The 16,542-nt window shown below is 71.4% G+C and carries 17 protein-coding genes; 11 read left to right on the top strand and 6 right to left on the bottom strand.

Annotation, left to right across the window (positions count from 1 at the left end; genetic code table 11):
- Position 1: 1 nt before the first annotated feature.
- Together Q1K33_RS05825 and Q1K33_RS05820 are read left to right on the top strand one after the other, a co-directional pair.
- The gene (locus tag Q1K33_RS05825) at positions 2-769 is read left to right on the top strand and encodes a sulfite exporter TauE/SafE family protein (protein WP_300401622.1); all 768 of its coding nucleotides are present in this window, start codon (positions 2-4) and stop codon (positions 767-769) included.
- A 108-nt stretch (positions 770-877) separates the two neighbouring features.
- Complete coding sequence (locus Q1K33_RS05820) at positions 878-1,225, top strand: DUF4282 domain-containing protein (protein WP_300401619.1); 348 nt, start codon at positions 878-880, stop codon at positions 1,223-1,225.
- 85 nt (positions 1,226-1,310) lie between these two features.
- On the opposite strand, the gene Q1K33_RS05815 is transcribed toward Q1K33_RS05820, so the two are convergent.
- Entirely contained in the window at positions 1,311-1,703 is a 393-nt protein-coding gene (locus tag Q1K33_RS05815; RefSeq protein WP_300401617.1) for a hypothetical protein, read from the bottom strand.
- A gap of 138 nt (positions 1,704-1,841) precedes the next feature.
- Between Q1K33_RS05815 and Q1K33_RS05810 the strand changes: the two genes are divergently transcribed.
- Positions 1,842-2,408, top strand: a complete 567-nt coding sequence (locus tag Q1K33_RS05810; protein WP_300401615.1) for a hypothetical protein — start codon at positions 1,842-1,844, stop codon at positions 2,406-2,408.
- Between the two features lie 16 nt (positions 2,409-2,424).
- Here Q1K33_RS05810 and Q1K33_RS05805 read toward each other — a convergent pair whose 3' ends face one another.
- Entirely contained in the window at positions 2,425-3,381 is a 957-nt protein-coding gene (locus Q1K33_RS05805; protein WP_300401612.1) for an alpha/beta hydrolase, read from the bottom strand.
- Positions 3,382-3,518: 137 nt separating this feature from the next.
- Between Q1K33_RS05805 and Q1K33_RS05800 the strand changes: the two genes are divergently transcribed.
- Positions 3,519-4,583, top strand: a complete 1,065-nt coding sequence (locus tag Q1K33_RS05800) for a PP2C family protein-serine/threonine phosphatase (RefSeq protein ID WP_300401610.1) — start codon at positions 3,519-3,521, stop codon at positions 4,581-4,583.
- Positions 4,584-4,662: 79 nt separating this feature from the next.
- Here Q1K33_RS05800 and Q1K33_RS05795 read toward each other — a convergent pair whose 3' ends face one another.
- The gene (locus Q1K33_RS05795; RefSeq protein WP_300401607.1) at positions 4,663-5,187 is read right to left on the bottom strand and encodes a YbhB/YbcL family Raf kinase inhibitor-like protein; all 525 of its coding nucleotides are present in this window, start codon (positions 5,185-5,187) and stop codon (positions 4,663-4,665) included.
- 63 nt (positions 5,188-5,250) lie between these two features.
- Here Q1K33_RS05795 and cobA point away from each other — a divergent pair, with 63 nt between their 5' ends.
- Entirely contained in the window at positions 5,251-6,519 is a 1,269-nt protein-coding gene (cobA, locus tag Q1K33_RS05790) for a uroporphyrinogen-III C-methyltransferase (RefSeq protein WP_300401604.1), read from the top strand.
- Complete coding sequence (locus Q1K33_RS05785; RefSeq protein ID WP_300401603.1) at positions 6,512-7,315, top strand: RNA methyltransferase; 804 nt, start codon at positions 6,512-6,514, stop codon at positions 7,313-7,315. The genes cobA and Q1K33_RS05785 overlap by 8 nt, the downstream gene beginning before the upstream one ends.
- A gap of 121 nt (positions 7,316-7,436) precedes the next feature.
- On the opposite strand, the gene Q1K33_RS05780 is transcribed toward Q1K33_RS05785, so the two are convergent.
- Positions 7,437-8,027, bottom strand: a complete 591-nt coding sequence (locus tag Q1K33_RS05780; protein ID WP_300401602.1) for a peptide deformylase — start codon at positions 8,025-8,027, stop codon at positions 7,437-7,439.
- Between the two features lie 113 nt (positions 8,028-8,140).
- Here Q1K33_RS05780 and Q1K33_RS05775 point away from each other — a divergent pair, with 113 nt between their 5' ends.
- Both Q1K33_RS05775 and Q1K33_RS05770 read left to right on the top strand, forming a co-directional pair.
- Entirely contained in the window at positions 8,141-9,505 is a 1,365-nt protein-coding gene (locus tag Q1K33_RS05775; protein WP_300401601.1) for an acyl-CoA dehydrogenase family protein, read from the top strand.
- Positions 9,505-10,728, top strand: coding sequence for an acyl-CoA dehydrogenase family protein (locus tag Q1K33_RS05770; RefSeq protein ID WP_300401598.1), 1,224 nt, complete (start codon positions 9,505-9,507; stop codon positions 10,726-10,728). Before Q1K33_RS05775 ends, Q1K33_RS05770 begins: the two co-directional genes overlap by 1 nt.
- A 6-nt stretch (positions 10,729-10,734) precedes the next feature.
- Here the strand turns inward: Q1K33_RS05770 and galK are convergent, their stop codons facing one another.
- Positions 10,735-11,847 (bottom strand): galactokinase, encoded by a 1,113-nt coding sequence (gene galK / locus Q1K33_RS05765; protein ID WP_300401596.1) that lies wholly within the window; start codon positions 11,845-11,847, stop codon positions 10,735-10,737.
- 51 nt (positions 11,848-11,898) lie between these two features.
- Between galK and Q1K33_RS05760 the strand changes: the two genes are divergently transcribed.
- The gene (locus Q1K33_RS05760) at positions 11,899-13,335 is read left to right on the top strand and encodes a GuaB1 family IMP dehydrogenase-related protein (RefSeq protein ID WP_300401594.1); all 1,437 of its coding nucleotides are present in this window, start codon (positions 11,899-11,901) and stop codon (positions 13,333-13,335) included.
- Between the two features lie 28 nt (positions 13,336-13,363).
- Here the strand turns inward: Q1K33_RS05760 and Q1K33_RS05755 are convergent, their stop codons facing one another.
- A complete protein-coding gene (locus Q1K33_RS05755; RefSeq protein ID WP_300401591.1) occupies positions 13,364-13,954 on the bottom strand; it encodes a LysR family substrate-binding domain-containing protein in 591 nt (196 codons plus the stop codon).
- A gap of 103 nt (positions 13,955-14,057) precedes the next feature.
- On the opposite strand from Q1K33_RS05755, the gene Q1K33_RS05750 reads away from it, so the two are divergent.
- Together Q1K33_RS05750 and Q1K33_RS05745 are read left to right on the top strand one after the other, a co-directional pair.
- Complete coding sequence (locus Q1K33_RS05750; RefSeq protein WP_300401588.1) at positions 14,058-15,032, top strand: NAD(P)H-binding protein; 975 nt, start codon at positions 14,058-14,060, stop codon at positions 15,030-15,032.
- A gap of 109 nt (positions 15,033-15,141) precedes the next feature.
- Positions 15,142-16,539 (top strand): helix-turn-helix domain-containing protein, encoded by a 1,398-nt coding sequence (locus Q1K33_RS05745; protein ID WP_300401585.1) that lies wholly within the window; start codon positions 15,142-15,144, stop codon positions 16,537-16,539.
- The last annotated feature ends 3 nt before the right edge of the window (positions 16,540-16,542 follow it).

Genomic DNA, 16,542 nt, shown 5'->3' with positions numbered 1-16,542 from the left:
GGTGTCGCTGTTCGAGGCGGTCGCGATCCTGCTCGCCGGGGTCGGGGCCGGGACGATCAACACCGTCGTGGGCTCCGGCACGCTCATCACGTTCCCGACGCTGCTCGCCTTCGGCGTGCCACCGGTGACCGCCAACGTCTCCAACAACATCGGACTGGTACCGGGCTCGCTGACCGGCGCCTACGGCTACCGGCGAGAGCTCGAGGGTCAGCGCGGCCTCGTGCTGCGGCTGCTGTCCGCGTCCGTCATCGGCGCGGTCGTGGGCGCGGTCCTGCTGCTGGTCCTGCCGGAGGGAGCGTTCGAGGCCGTCGTACCCGTCCTGATCGGGCTGGGCGTGCTGCTGGTGATCTTCCAGCCGCGGATCTCGCGCCGCGTCGCCGCGCGTGCCGCCGAAAGCGACGAGGCGCCGCGCGAGCGTGAGTCCGCGTGGGTCTGGCCCACAGTGCTGGGCACGGGCGTGTACGGCGGCTACTTCGGCGCTGCGCAGGGTGTGCTGCTCATGGGCGTCCTGGGCATCGGCGTCCCGCAGGACATCCAGCGCAACAACGCCGTCAAGAACGTCCTTGCCGGCTCGGTCAACCTCGTGGCCGGCGTCATCTTCGTGGTCGTCGCCGACGTCGACTGGGCGATCGTGGGGCTGATCGCGGTGGGCGCCACTCTCGGCGGGCTGCTGGGCGCACGCGTCGGGCGACGACTCCCGCCGATCGTGCTGCGCACGGTGATCGTGGTGGTGGGAGTCGTCGCCCTGACGACGTTCGTCCTGACGTGAGGGCGGTCTTGCGGGGCGAGGGGCCGTCGAGTACGTCCGCTCTGATCTGACCCGAAGGAGCCTCGAGGATCGCTAGGCTCACGTGCACCCAACACTCTGGAGGAACGCATGAGCAACTACGGATCGACTCCCCCTCCGCCACCTGGCGGCCAACCGGGGAGCCCATCGCCCCAAGACCAGGCGAAGGGCTTCTTCGGGGCGCTCTTTGACTTCGGCTTCAACCACTTCATCACGCCCATGATCGTGAAGTTCGTCTACGTGCTGGCGACCATCGCGCTGGTGCTGGGTTGGTTGATATTCCTCATCGCAGCGTTCAGCCAGTCCGCCGGCGCTGGGGTCGTTGTCCTGCTCCTGGGCCCCGTCGGTGTCGTGCTGTACCTGGCGTTCATCAGGATGACCCTGGAGTTCTATCTTGCCATCGTGCGGATGAGCGAGGACATCCACAGGCGACCCTGACAGCTCTGTGGGGGAGCTCGGCCGGTGGCTCGGGTCCGGGCGGGCTCCCTGGTGCGCGCGCGTTGCTCAGGTGCGCGCGCGTTGCTCAGGCTCGCGCCAAGGCCTTCTTCTCTGCCTTGGTGAGCTTGACCTTCTTCTTCACCCGCAGGCCGAGCAGGCCGGACAGGACGGCGCCCGCGGCGACGCCGGCGAAGCCGAGCCCGACGTTGCGCGGCATCAGCTCCTTCTGCACGGCCTGGTAGGCGGTCGCCGCGTCCGCGGCGTCGACCGCCATGCCGATCAGCACCAGGCTGCTGCGTGCGCCACCACTGGCGAGCAGGGTCGCGGCGCCGAGAGCGACCTCGCGCGATCCGAACCACTGGGTGAGCAGCGGGTTGGTCGTGGTGGTGCCCATCGTCGACTGCACGAGGTCGGGCTTGACCAGGGAGGCGATGCCGATGCCGATGCGGCCGAGGGAGAGTCCCGTCACAGAGTTCATGCCCAGGACCCTACTGCCCCTCCTCGCGCCGGGAGGCCGTGCGCCCGATGACTAGATGTGACTAGACGGACGTGGTCACTCGGGTGGAATCGCGCCAAATCGACCCTGGTGGGCTCCTGCAACCTCTAGATTCGGTGTGTGCCCCCCCACACCGTGTCCCCCGACTCGTCCCGTGCGGCCTCGTCGCGCGGTGCCGGCGAGAGTGCCGCCGCCGGTCACTGCCGCTTGTGCGCTCCGTCCGAGGCGGTCATCTGGGAGGACCACGAGCTGCGGGTCCTGCTCGGCGGTCCCACGGGCCTGCCCTTCGCCGCCAGTGTCGTCCCGGTCGGCCACCTGTCGGCCGACCAGGTGGATGCCCGGCTGCAGCGCCGGATCCGCAAGACCCTCAAGACCATGGCCGCAGCGCTTCGCGACTACCCGGAGGTGGGCGACTTCGAGTTCCGCGACACCGGTCCGGCAACCCCCCACCTGCAGGTCCTGGCGATGGCGCGTCCGACGTCCGGAGAGCACGGTGACACGCCGGTCGCCTTCCTGCACGCGATGCTGCCCGAGGTCGACCCGGCGCTCATCAGCGCTCGTGGACGTGCCGTCGCGGCCGCCCTGGGCGGACGCCACACGCCGTCGCGTCGCGCTGGGCGGGGCGGCTCCGGGTTCGGGCTGCGCCGCGTGGCCCCGTCGGGCGCCACCGCTCTGCACGCTGGCTGACCGGGCCCGCCGCGGATCACGTGAGGTAGGCGCCGCACCAGCGTCCCAGCGCGTCGTAGACGCGCTGCCGGGGCTCGGGACGTGACAGCACCAGGTCGTGCCGGGCGCCGTCGATCGCCACGTAGGTGACGTGGGGGCCGACCGACGTGGTCCAGCGACGGATCTGTGGCACGTCGAGGACGATGTCGTGCGTGTGGGCGTCATCGCTCATCTCCGCGGTGTGCAGGGTCGACGCCGAGGTCAGCACCAGCACCGGTGCGAGCACCGACAGGCCGGCGTGCAGCTGGGCGTGTCCGCGCCGGATCGCCCGGAGCCATCCGAGGCGCACGGGGTAGGACTCCACGGGCTTCCACCCCAGGTCGTACTCCCAGTCACCGCCGTGGTCGACGTGCAGGCTTCGCCCGTAGACCCCGCTGACGTCGCGGGGGATCTCGCGGTGAGGGTGGGCACGACCCAGGCGCTCCAAGAGCGCGCCGGCCAGGGGTGTGCGCATCCACGGTGCCCCCTGAAGGTCGAACCAGGGTGAGTTGAGCACCACCCCGGCCAGTTCCGGCGGCTGCCGGGCGTCGGCCCACAACGGGACCGTGAGACCACCTGTCGAGTGACCGCTGAGCACCACGTGGTCGTGCGCGTCGCGCCGGACGATGCGCCACCAGGCCACGTCGAGGTCGGCGAAGTACTCGTGCAGGTCCGCGACGTACGTCGGGGTCTGGTGCGGGCGGATCGAGCGGCCGTACTTGCGCAGGTCGACGGCGTAGAAGTCGTAGCCTCGCTCGAGCCACCACGCGGCGTACTCGGTGTGGAAGAAGTAGTCGGCGAAGCCGTGCACGTGCAGCACGGCGCGTCCCGTGGGACGAGCCGCTCGCCGGCGCACGAGAGTGACCACGACCGGCCCCTCGTCGTCGGGGGGCAACGTGATCGTCTCCGCCTCCCACGGCGGGCCCAGGATGTCGGGGCTCTGCGCGTGACCCATGTGGAGCAGTCTTCCAGCAGGTGCGGGCGCCTCCGCCCCGGGTCGCGGGACAGAGTCCGCGGGACGAGCCGCCACGACGAGACCCGGCGAGCGCGGCGCTGCGCGAGTGGGCGACGACCAGCGGTTACGGTTCGGCTGTGAGCTGGTTGGCCGAGTTGAGCACCTCCTGGCGCTCGGGCACTCATCGCAGCCAGCTCGTCGCCGCTGGGGGACTGACCGCGGGGGTGGCCGCGTCGTTCGCCGTGTCCGTGAGCCGCTACGAGCTCTTCCCGCTCGCCGGCTACCTCCTGTGGTTGATGCTGGGCATGCTGCTGCTGCGCTTCTGGCCGTTGGTCGGCCTGACGGGCGCGATCAGCGTTGCCGGTGTCGTGGCCTGCCTCTCCCAGGAAGCAGCCACGGACAGGAGGGTGGCGGGCATCGTGATCCTGACCCTGGCGGTGGCCCTGGTGCTCTACGTGGCCAGCCGACAGCGCAGCGGGTTGCCGACGCCGCTGAGCGAGGCGTTGCTCTCAGATCTCCGAGACCGGCTCACGGCCCAGGGCCGGGTCCCCGACCTGCCACCGGGGTGGCACGCCCAGAGTGCCATGGTGGCGGCGTACGGGGTGGGGTACGCCGGGGACTTCATGGTCGCCGACCTCGACGAGGACAAGCAGCAGCTGGAGCTGGTGCTCGTGGACGTCGTCGGCAAGGGCGTCACCGCGGCGCCGTCCGCACTGCTGCTCGCGGGGGCCCTGGGCGGCCTCGTCGGTGCCATGCACGAGCGTGACCTCTTCGACGCGGCCAACGACTTCCTGCTGCGCCAGGACTCCGTCGAGACCTTCGCGACGGCGGTGCACCTGAGCCTGGACCTGAAGAGCGGTCGCTACACGATCCTCAGCGCCGGTCACCCGCCCGCCCTGCGCTGGACGGCACGCGACCAGGCCTGGACGGTGGACAACTCACGTGGACTGGCATTGGGGATCATGCCGCAGCCGGAGCTCACCGGCAGCTCGGGAGTGCTGGCGCCCCAGGACGCGCTGATGTTCTACACCGACGGGGTCGTCGAGACACCGACCAACGACCTCGACAGCGGCATCGCCTGGCTGCAGGACGTCGGGCGGAGCGCCTTCCGGCGCGGGGTGCACGGTGCGGCGGCCCGCATCGTCGGTCAGGTCGCGCGCGGCGATGACGACCGGGCCGTGTTGATCATCACCCGCCGGTAGTCACGGCGCCCAGGGCTGCCCAGGGCTGCCCAGCGCTGCTCAGGGCTGCTCAGCGCTGCTCAGGGCTGCTCAGGGCTGCTCAGTGCTGGTAGGTGCCGTGCAGGATCGCGCGCCCGGCGGTCTTGAAGGCGAGGTTGAACGAAACGACCGCCGGCGAGGCGTCGGCATCGACGCCGAGGGCGTCCTGCGTCACCGCGTGGACGACGAAGTAGTAGCGGTGCACCTGGTCCCCCTCCGGCGGTGCGGCGCCCATGTAGCCGTGGCCGCCGCCGTCGTTGCGGCACATGAACGCGCCGCCGGGCAGCTCGGCGCCCTCGGCGCCCGCGCCCGGGGCGAGCGAGGTCACGTCGGCGGGGAGGTCGACCAGCACCCAGTGCCAGAAGCCGCTGGGAGTGGGTGCGTCCGGGTCGAAGCAGGTCACGGTGTAGCTCTGGGCGCCGTCGAAGGAGTCCCAGGACAGCTGGGGCGAAGTGTTGCCCAGGGCCGCCACCTGGTCGTCCTTCAGGGGTTGACCCTCGGTCACGTCCGCGCTGGTGACGGTGAACGACGCGGCCGCGGGCAGCAGGTCGTAGGGGTTGGGGCTGACGGGGCGTTCGAGAACCATGTCCCCGACGGTAGCGACCTCCCGGCTGGGAGTCCTCACCCCGGAGACGGAATGATGCGCCACGTGGACGACGCATACGTGTACCCGACGGGACTGCTGCTGGCCGACCGGCGTGTGGTCGTGGTGGGCGGAGGACACGTCGCGCAGCGACGGGTGCCCCAGCTGATCGCGGCGCGAGCACGGGTGGTGGTGGTCGCACCCGAGGTGTCGCCGGCCATCGAGGGACTCGTGGGCGCGGGGGAGGCCGTCTGGGAGCAGCGTGCGTTCGTGGCAGCCGACCTCGACGACACCTGGTACGTCATCGCCGCCACCGACGACCCCGACGTCAACCGGGAGGTCTCCGCAGCCGCCGAGCAGCGACGGATCTTCTGTGTCCGTTCGGACGACGCCGGCGCCGCGACGGCCTGGACCCCAGCCGTGGGACGCGAGTCCGGGGTGACCGTGGCCGTGCTGGCCCAGGCAGATCCTCGCCGGTCGGTCCAGGTGCGCGATCAGGTGCTGGAGGCGCTGCGCAACGGGGAGTTCACCTCGGCGCCGCAGCGCACCCGTGGCCCCGGGGTGACTCTGGTCGGTGGTGGTCCGGGCGACCCCACGTTGATCTCCCTGGCGGGACGCAACGCACTGATGGCGGCCGACGTCGTCGTGGCCGACCGGTTGGCCCCGCGTGAGCTGTTGGGCGAGCTGCCCGCCGACGTCGAGCTGATCGACGTCGCCAAGCTGCCCCGCGGCCGCTCGGCCCAGCAGGAGGAGATCAACCGGATCATCGTGGAGCGCGCACTGTCCGGACAGCGCGTCGTGCGGTTCAAGGGCGGCGACAACTTCGTGTTCGGGCGCGGCTACGAGGAGATCCTGGCCTGCCGCGCAGCCGGCGTGGAGGTCACCGTCATCCCCGGTCTGACGAGCCCCGTCGCGGTGCCCGCCATCGCCGGGATCCCCGTGACCCACCGGGGAGTCGCCCACGAGTTCACCGTGATCTCCGGGCACCTGCCTCCGGGCCACGAACGCTCGCTGACGGACTGGTCGGCCGTCGCCCGGCTCCGCGGCACCCTGCTGCTGATGATGGCGGTCGAGCACGGCTCGCACATCGCGGCGGCGCTGCTCGAGGGTGGGCGAGCGGCGTCCACCCCGGTCGCGGTCGTGAGCGACGGGACGATGCCGGGGGAGCGGACCGTGCTGTCGACCCTGGGCGAGCTCACCCACGACCTCACGGCCCTGGACGTCCGCCCGCCGGCGATCATCGTCGTCGGCGAGGTCGTCGCCGTCGCGCACCCCGAGCGGTACCCCGACCTGCCCGTCGACGCGGAGGACGACTCGGCAGCGCTCGATGGCTGAGCTCGTCGAGATCGATGATCCCGAGGACGCGCGGCTCCTCGACTACCGCGACCTGCGCGACGTACAGCTGCGCAAGAGCTTCGAGTCGAAGCACGGACTCTTCCTGGCGGAGGGGGAGAAGGTCGTACGTCGTGCCGTCGAGGCCGGGCACGCGCCGCGCTCGTTCCTGATGGCGCCGCGCTGGTTGGACGGGCTGGCCGACGTGCTCTCGACCACGGACGCGCCCTGCTACGTGCTGGCGGAGTCGTTGGCCGAGGAGGTGACCGGCTTCCACGTGCACCGCGGCGCGCTGGCGTCCTTGGAGCGGCGCCCCCTGCCCACGGTCGACACCGTGCTGGACGGCGCACGCTCGGTGCTGGTGCTGGAGGACCTGGTCGACCACACCAACGTGGGCGCGGTGTTCCGCTCGGGGGCGGCCCTGGGCTTCGACGCCGTGCTCCTGGCCCCGCGGTGCGCGGATCCGTTGTACCGACGCTCGATCAAGGTGGCGATGGGTGCCGTCTTCGCGCTGCCCTGGACCCGCCTGCCCGACTGGGCCAGCGGTCTGGACGTCGTCGGGGCAGCCGGGTTCACGACGGTTGCACTCACGTTGGCCGACGACGCGACACCCATCGAGGACGCCGTGTCCGGTCTCGACAGGGTGGCCCTCGTCCTGGGGTCGGAGGGCCATGGGCTTTCGTCACGCTGGCAGGACGCCGCTCATCGCCGCGCGATCATCCCGATGCGCGAAGGCATCGACTCCCTCAACGTCGCCGCCGCCTCCGCGGTCGCCTGCTACGTCACCGCCCGACGCTGACGCGCTCCCGAGCGCGATCCCGGGCTGGTCAGGACGCCGTTTGGTCCCAAACGACGATTCTCGCGGCCCGGATGTCGTCGTTTGGGACCAAACGGCAGACCTCGGGCCGCCCCCAGGCTCCTCAGACCTCGGCGGGCCAGCCCGGTGGGAACTCGTCGGCCGCCTTGTCGTGGGCCTTGGTGAGCCGCTTGCGTGCCTTGGTCGGCAGTCGGTCGCCGAAGACCGTGCCCAGCGTGTGGTCAGTCTCGTGCTGCAGGCAGCGGGACAGGAGGCCGGTGCCGGAGAAGGCGACGGGCTCGCCGTCGAGCCCCGTCCCCGTCACCGACGCCTCGTCGGGGCGAGCGCACTCGACGAAGGCGCCGGGGAACGACAGACACCCCTCGTCGTCCTCGTCGAGCCGGCGGTCCTTGCCCTCGGGGAGGGACAGCACGGGGTTGCACACCAGTCCGACCGTGCGGGTGCCGTCCTCGTCGGGGCAGTCGAAGACGAACATCGCCACGTCCTCACCGATCTGGCACGCGGCCAGCCCGACGCCGTCGGCGGCGTACATGGTGGCGACCATGTCGGCGGCCAGGCCACGCAGGGCCTCGTCGTAGGTCGTGACCTTCGCCTGGGGTCGGTGCATCACCGGGGTGCCCCAGCGCGTCATCGGGCGCACCGTGCCGCCGTCGGGAAGGGGGCCGTGCGGGGCGAGGGGTACGTCGTCGGGCATGAGCCGAATCCTAGAGAGCGGCCGGGAAGGGCGCGAGCGAGCTCCCGCCGACTGTGACGGCTCCCACCACCACAGGTGTAGCGCAATGTGTAACTCGGAGTTACATTTGGCGCATGTCCCTCCTCAACAGCCTCCGCCCCGGCGGCCGGCACGGCATTGCGACCACCGAGTCGCGAGATCCGATCGGCTACCTCGTGGCCGGCCTGAACCGGCTCGCCCAGAGCGACCTCATCGACCGCGTCGGCCTGCGCAAGCCGACCGAGCAGGCGGTCTTCAGCATCACCAGCAGCGGCTTCAAGACGCTGACCACCGCCGGGCGCACGTTCGCCAGGGCGGGCAAGGTCGGTCGTCCCGGCGTGCGTGTCGAGCCTGCTCCGCGGACAGGTGTGTTCGACCTGACTCCGACCGAGGACGAGCAGATGCTCGTCGACGTCGTCGCGGAGTACGCCGCGGAGGTCGTGCGGCCCGCGGCCGCCGAGGCCGACGAGGCCTGTGCAGCGCCCGAGTCCGTCCTGAAGGCCGGACTGGAGATCGGGTTGCCGATCCTCGGTGTGCCCGAGGCGCTCGGCGGCATCTCCGAGGAGCGCTCGGCGATGGCCGGGACCCTCGTGGCGGAGGCGCTCGCGAAGGGGGACATGGGCCTGGCCGTCGCCAGCCTGTCGTCGGGCGCCGTCGCCACGGCCCTCGGGCTGTGGGGCACCGACGCCCAGCAGCAGACCTACCTCCCGTCGTTCACCGGCGACGACGCACCGGCAGCCGCGCTCGCCCTAACCGAGCCGACCGTCCTCTTCGACGTCCTCGCCCCCGCCACCACCGCGGTGCGGTCCGGCGACGGCTTCACCCTCAACGGCGTGAAGTCGCTGGTGCCTCGGGGCGCCGAGGCCGAGCTGTTCATCGTCGGCGCACTGCTGGACGGTGCCCCGACGCTCTTCCTGGTGGAGTCCGGCGCCGAGGGACTCGCCGTGGAGGGTGACCCGGCAATGGGGGTCCGTGCGGCCTCGTTGACTCGTCTCTCCCTCAGCGACGTGACGGTCGGCTCGGACGCGGTGCTCGGCGACGACGGCGGGACGACGTACCGCGAGTGCGTGCGGCTCTCGCGCCTGGCCTGGTGCGCACTGGCCGTCGGGACGGCGCAGGCCGTCCTGGACTACGTGACGCCGTACGTCAAGGAACGCCAGGCGTTCGGCGAGCCGATCGCCCACCGTCAGTCGGTCGCGTTCATGGTCGCCAACATCGCCATCGAGCTGCAGGCGATGCGCCTGGTCACCTACAAGGCGGCCTCCCGCGCGGCCGCCGGCAAGGACTTCACCCGTGAGGTGGCCCTGGCCCGCAAGCTGTGCACCGACAAGGGCATGCAGATCGGCCTCGACGGCGTGCAGCTGCTCGGCGGACACGGCTTCGTCAAGGAACATCCCGTCGAACGCTGGTACCGCGACCTGCGGGCCATCGGCATCATGGAAGGTTCGGTGCTCGTCTGATGGCCATCTCTCTCGATGACCCCAAGAAGTTCCGCCCACTCGTGGGTCAGGCCCACCAGGTCGCGATGAACATGCTGCGCCCCATCTCGCGCAAGTACGACCGCGCCGAGCACGAGTACCCCAAGGAGCTCGACATGCTCGCGGCGATGATCGACGGTCTCGCCGACTCCGGCGCGAGCGAGGGCGCCGGTGCCGCCGGCGTGCGCCGCGACGAGAAGGACGCCGACACGACGGTCAAGAACGGCGCCAACCTGGCGTCGGTCATGTCGATCGCCGAGATGTGCTGGGGCGACGTCGGTCTGCTGCTGTCGATGCCTCGTCAGGGACTCGGCAACTCCGCCATCGCGTCGGTGGCCAACGACGAGCAGCTCGCCCGGCTGGACGGCGTCTGGGCCGGGATGGCGATCACCGAGCCGAGCACCGGCTCCGACTCGGCCAACATCACGACCACCGCCGTGCTCGACGGCGACGAGTACGTCATCAACGGCGAGAAGATCTACGTGACCTCGGGCGACCGGGCCGACCACATCGTCGTCTGGGCGACCCTGGACCGAGACCTGGGACGAGCCGCGATCAAGTCCTTCGTCGTCGCCAAGGGCACCCCCGGGATGCGCGTGGACCGGTTGGAGCACAAGCTCGGCATCCGGGCCTCCGACACCGCCACCATCATCTTCGAGGACTGCCGGGTGCCGAAGGACAACCTGCTGGGCTCGCCCGAGATCGACCCGGGTGGCAGTGGGCAGGGCTTCGCCGGAGCAATGGCGACCTTCGACAACACCCGCCCGCTGGTGGCCTCGATGGCCGTCGGCTGCGCCCGCGCGTCGCTCGACCTGACCCGCGAGCTGCTGGCGAAGGCCGGGGTGGAGGTCGACTACGACCGCCCCGCGGTCGTGCAGTCCGCGGCCGCTGCGAAGTTCCTCCAGATGGAGGCCGACTGGGAGGGCGCCTACCTGCTCACCCTGCAGGCGGCGTGGATGGCCGACAACCGCGAGCCCAACTCGCTGGAGGCCTCCATGGCCAAGGCGAAGGCCGGCCGCGTGGGCTCCGACATCACGCTGAGCTGCGTCGAGCTGGCCGGTTCCGTCGGCTACAGCGAGGCCGAGCTGCTCGAGAAGTGGTCGCGCGACTCCAAGATCCTCGACATCTTCGAGGGCACCCAGCAGATCCAGCAGCTGATCGTGGCTCGTCGCGTCCTGGGGCTCAGCAGCGCCGAGCTGAAGTAGGACTCCTCAGCCGCTGACCTCGACCACCCGCGCCGCAGCCGACGCGGGTGCGTCGAGGTGCCGCGGCGCGCGGAACCCGGCGTCGGCGTACGCCGTGTCCACGGCACGCCGTACGGCGTCGACGCGGTCGGCGGGGAGCAAGGCGATCGCCGAGCCCCCGAAACCGCCCCCGGTCATCCGAGCGCCCAGGGCACCGGCAGCCAGGGCCGTGTCCACCGCCAGGTCGAGCTCGGGGCACGAGACCTCGAAGGCGTCGCGCAGCGACGCGTGCGAGGCGGTGAAGAGTTCCCCGACGTCGGTCCAGGACCCCCGATCGAGGGCCGCGACGACGCTGAGGACCCGTGCGTTCTCGGACACCACGTGTGCCGCACGACGCCGCAGCGTGGCGTCGGCGAGTCGGCGCACGGCGTCCTCGTCGGCGTCGCGCAGGCTCGGTAGCCCCAGCGCGAGGGCGGCGTCCTCGCACTCGCGTCGCCGGGCCCCGTAGTCCCCGGCGGTCAAGGCGTGCGAGACGCCCGTGTCGATGACGACCAGCTCCAGCCCGGCCGCGGTCCATCCGAGAGGCACCGTCGCGGTGGAGCCGTCCTGGAAGTCGAGCAGCAGCGCGCAACCGGGCTCGGTCAGCAGCGCAGCCGACTGGTCGAGCCCTCCCGTGGGGGCTCCGGCCACCTCGGTCTCGGCTCGCCGACACACCTGCACGAGACGACGCCGCTCGCTCTCGTCGAGCCGCCGTCCGGTCAGGGCGAGCACCCCGACGGCGACGGCCACCTCGAGCGACGCGGAGCTGGAGAGTCCGGCACCGAGCGGGACAGTGCCCGTCACGTGCACGTCCAGGCCCGGCGGTACGTCGTACCCCTCCTGGTCCAGGGCCCACAGCACCCCGGCGACGTAGGCCACCCACCCGTCCACTCGTCCGGGCCCGCAGCCGGCAAGGTCCCCGGTCCAGACGGACGCCTGCTGCGCACTCGTGATGCTGATCCGGTCGCCCGCGCGCAGGCTCACCCGGGCGACGGTGTCCTGCGGCAGGGCGATGGGGAGGCAGACACCGTCGTTGTAGTCGGTGTGCTCGCCGACCAGGTTGACCCGTCCGGGCGCGCGCGCGACTGCCGTCCTCGTCATGGCCGCCACTGTAGGTGCGGAGTGCGTGGCGCCACCTCGTAGCATCGGGACGTGCAGTTCCTCGACGACGTCACCCCCGCCCACGACCTGACCTACGACGACGTCTTCATGGTGCCGCGCGAGTCAGCGGTGGCCAGCCGGTACGACGTCGACCTCACCACGCGTGACGGGACCGGGGCCACCCTTCCTCTGGTCGTGGCGAACATGACCGCCATCGCCGGCAAACGCATGGCCGAGACCGTGGCTCGCCGTGGTGCGCTGACGGTGCTGCCCCAGGACATCCCCGCTCCTGTCGTCGCGGACGTCGTGGCCCACGTGAAGTCGCGCCACCTCGTCTTCGACACGCCCATCCAGCTGCGGCCTGACCAGACGGTCGCCGAGGCGCTCTCGTTGATGCCCAAGCGAGCACACCGTGCCGCCGTCGTCGTCGTCGAGGGTCGACCCGTGGGGATCGTCACGGAGGAGGACTGCCGTGACGTGGACAGGTTCGCGCAGGCGGGCCAGGTGATGCGGGCGCCGGCGGTCGTCATCGAGGCCGACACTGCCCCCCGCGACGCGTTCGACCAGATCGATGCGGCTCGGGTGGCGCTCGCGGTGGCGGTCGACGCCGACGGGTCGTTGGTGGGGGTGCTGACCCGCACCGGCGCCCTGCGCGCGACGCTCTACGACCCGGCTGTGGACGAGAGCGGGTCCCTACGCGTCGCCGCCGCGGTCGGGGTCACCGGCGACGTCGACGCGAAGGCGTCCGCGCTGCTGGCGGCTGGAGTGGACTGCCTGGTGGTGGACACCGCCCACGGCCACCAGGACCGGATGATCGACGCCTTGAGCGCCGTCCGAGCACTCTCGCCCGAGGTGCCGGTGGCAGCGGGCAACGTGGTCTCGGCGGCCGGGGCCCGGGCGCTGTTGAAGTCCGGGGCCGACATCGTCAAGGTCGGGGTCGGCCCGGGCGCCATGTGCACGACTCGGATGATGACGGGAGTCGGTAGGCCGCAGTTCTCCGCCGTGCTCGAGTGCGCGGAGGCGGCGGCCGACCTGGGCGGCCACGTCTGGGCCGACGGAGGGGTCCGGCACCCGCGCGACGTGGCCCTGGCTCTCGCCGCGGGTGCGTCGTCGGTGATGGTGGGATCGTGGTTCGCCGGCACCCACGAGTCCCCGGGAGACCTGCTCGAGGACGCGGACGGACGCGCCTACAAGGTGTCCTTCGGCATGGCGTCGGCCCGTGCCGTGGCCAACCGGACGGTGACCGAGTCCGCCTACGACCGAGCCCGCAAGAGCCTCTACGAGGAGGGCATCTCGTCGTCGCGGATGTACCTCGACCCGCAGCGTCCCGGCGTCGAGGACCTCATCGACCAGATCTGCTCCGGGGTCCGCTCCGCATGCACCTATGCGGGTGCGACCAGCCTCGCCGAGCTGCACGAGCGAGCGCTGGTCGGGGTGCAGTCCGCAGCCGGGTTCCACGAGGGACGCCCCCTCCCGACCAGCTGGTAGGTCCTCGCGGCGCGGTGGCCTCCGCCCCCTAGCCTCGGCTCGAGCCCGCCCGCCGGCCACGCACGACGCCGACGAAGGCCTGCGTCTGCTCGTCGTCGCGCTCGACGAGCCAGGCCAGCCCGATGCTGGTGGGGGCGAGGTCGCCGACCTCCCGCTCCACGACGTCCTTGCGGGAGTGGAGCCGGGCGATCGAGCGCGGCACGATCGCGACGCCCGTGCCGGCGGCCACTGTCTCGATCGCCTCCTGCGCGGACATCGGCGGCCACGGCTGCTGGGGGCACGTGGGCGTCCAACCGGAGACGTGGGGCAGCACCAGCTGCTCGTCGACGAGATCGGCGAGGGTGACTGCGCCCTCGGCCGCGGCGACGAAGTGCTCGCGCGAGGCGACCACGACGGGGACCTCGTCGTACAGGGTGACGCAGTGGAGTGCCTCGCGCCGCACGGGCAGGCGGACCAGGGCCATGTCGACCTCGCCACCCCGCAACGCGGCCTCCTGGTGTGTCTCGCTCAGGGGCACCAGCTCCAGGGGTTCGGACCGGCGCTCTCGCCAGGTGCGCGCCCACTTGTCCGGGGTCGCACCGGTGACGAAGCCGAGCCGAAGAGCGGGGGGTCGGGTCATGGCGTGAGTATGGCGGGTCGATCTTCTCCCCCCGATGGGTCCTCGGCCGTCGCGTAGCGTGACGCGCATGGCACATCGTCTCCCTGCAGCGCGGGACTCCTAGATGCGCGTCCTGGTGGCCGGGGCCACCGGCTACATCGGCTCGCGGCTGATCCCCGCGCTGCTCGAGCACGGGCACGAGGTGGTGGCCACGGCCCGCGACACCGACGCTCTGGCGTCGTACGCCTGGGGCGAGTCGGTCACCACCCGTCACCTCGACGTCGAGGACACCGTGTCGGTGCACCTGGCCATCCGCGACGTGGACGCGGTCGTCTACCTGGTGCACTCGATGGGTGCCGGAGAGTTCGTGAACCGGGACCGGGAGGCCGCCGAGTACGTCGTGGCGGCGTGCGCCTACGCGGGGGTCGGCCGGATCGTCTACCTGTCGGGCATCGTGCCCGAGGGCGAGCTCTCCGATCACCTCCGTTCCCGGCTGGAGGTCGAGGAGCTCCTGCTGGCTGGTCCCACGCCGGCGACGGTCCTGCGTGCCTCCATGGTCATCGGCGCCGGGTCGTTGTCCTTCGAGGTGCTGCGGCGCGTCAGCGACCGGCTGCCGGTCTCTGCGGTCCCGTTGTGGATGAACCGTCGGATCCAACCCATCGCGGTCTCCGACGTCGTCGCCCTGATCGCAGCCGCCCTGGTGGGGGAGCCCCGCAACCGGCACTACGACGTGGGCGGGGACGAGGTGGTCTCCTACGCCGAGCTGCTCGCCCGGTACGCCAAGGCGGCGGGCGTGAGTCGCCCTCACGTGCCGGTGCTGTTCGCTCCGACCGTGCTCGTGGGCGAGGCCGTGGCCGCGCTGACCGGCGTTCCCCGCTCGACCGTCAAGGCCCTGGTCAAGAGCCTCTCGCACGACATGGTCTGCGCCGAGAGGGACGTGCGCCGAGAGCTGCTTCCGGGACGCACCTACCTGGGCATCGACGAGGCGATCGAACGCTCGCTGGCTGGTGGACGCGATGCGACGGCGCTCGACGGAGACGTGCAGGGCGAGGCGGAGAGCGATCCCGGCTGGGTCGGGACCACCTGGCGGTTGACCTGATCGAAATTACCCACCAGAGTATTCAGTGAGGCCTCTCGCCGGAGCACTCACAGGAAAATGTGTGCCCCAAGAACAACACCTGTCAGGCACATTCGGGCACAATGGCCTCGTGACCCCTACCTCAACGGCTCTCGCCGACCTCCGCGTCGACGTCAAGGCGATCGATCCGGCGCTTCTGGGCCGACGGATCCGGCACGCTCGTCAACGTGCGGGGCTCACGCAGGGGGACGCCGCCGGCACCGACATGTCGACGGCGTACATCTCGCGGATCGAGGCGGGACAGCGTCGCCCCGGCGCCGACTTGCTGATCGCCTTGGCCGAGCGTCTGCACTGCACCACCGAGGAACTCCTCGCTCCCGACGACTCGTTGATCACCTACGATGCGTCCGTGGTCGCCCGGCTGACGCTGGAGCTCGACTTCGCTGAGCTCTCGCTGAAGACCGGGTCGCCCGACGTGGCGCTCAAGGGGGTCGAGGACGTGCTCGCCGAGGCGGCACGCACGTCGGCGGTGCCGCCGGAGTTCGCTCGTCAGGCCCGGCTGCTGCGCGCGTTGGCCCTCGAGGCCAACGACAACCAGGACGCCGCCATCGAGGCCCTGGAAGCTGTCGTGACTGGCGACACCGACGCACTGCGCCTTCTGAGCGCGTTCACGGCGCTCAGCCGCTGCTACCGAGAGGCCGGTGATTTCGCCCGTGCAGCCGACATCGGGGACCGTGCCGCGGCGCTGGTCGATCGCGGCCAGCTGGAGGGCACGGCCGACGGGATCCGTCTCGCGGTGACCGTCGCTGCGGCCCACTACGAGCGAGGCGACACCAGCCACGCCGTGCGGGTGTGCCAGCGAGCGGTCCAGCAGTCCGAGGAGCTCGACTCCCCGGCTGCTCGCGCGGCCGCGTACTGGAACACATCGGTGATGGAGTCGCGGCAGGGTCGCATCGACGCAGCCCTCCCGCTGGCCGAGAAGGCCTTGGCGCTGCTCGAAGTGGCCGAGGACGCTCGCAGCCAGGCTCGTCTGCGGATCCAGCTGGGACTGCTGCACCTGCGCACCTCGCCGCCGGAGCCGGAGCAGGCCCTGGCGCTGCTCATCCATGCCCAGGCCGAGGGCCAGGTCAGCGACATCAACGCCTTCGACCGCGCCCGCATCCAGATTGGGCTGGCTCGAGCCCACTTCCTGATCGGCGACCTGGCCGAGGCGGCCACCCTGGTCGAGATCGCCGCCGTGACGTGTGCCGACGCCTCCGAGCTCCTGGCGGTCGAGGCGTTGGTGCTGCGCGGTCAGGTGGCAGCGGCCCAGGGTCGCAGTGACGCAGCAGTCGCCCACTTCCGCGAAGGCGCAGCGCGCCTGGCCGAGGTCGAGGACGAGCACGGCGTCGGCCAGCTCTGGTTCGAGCTGGGGGCGTTCCTCGACGAGCTGGGCCTGTATCGCGAGTCGGCAGCCGCCTACCGATCAGCGGGTGCGACCACGGGACTCAGCCGGGCGCCGTCCGCGGCGCCCGTCCCGTCCTCCTAGCCC

This window comes from Nocardioides sp. (assembly GCF_029937575.1).
Lineage (GTDB): Bacteria > Actinomycetota > Actinomycetes > Propionibacteriales > Nocardioidaceae > Nocardioides.
Note: the sequence above shows the minus strand (reverse complement) of the source record. Positions and strands in the feature narration are given on the sequence as shown.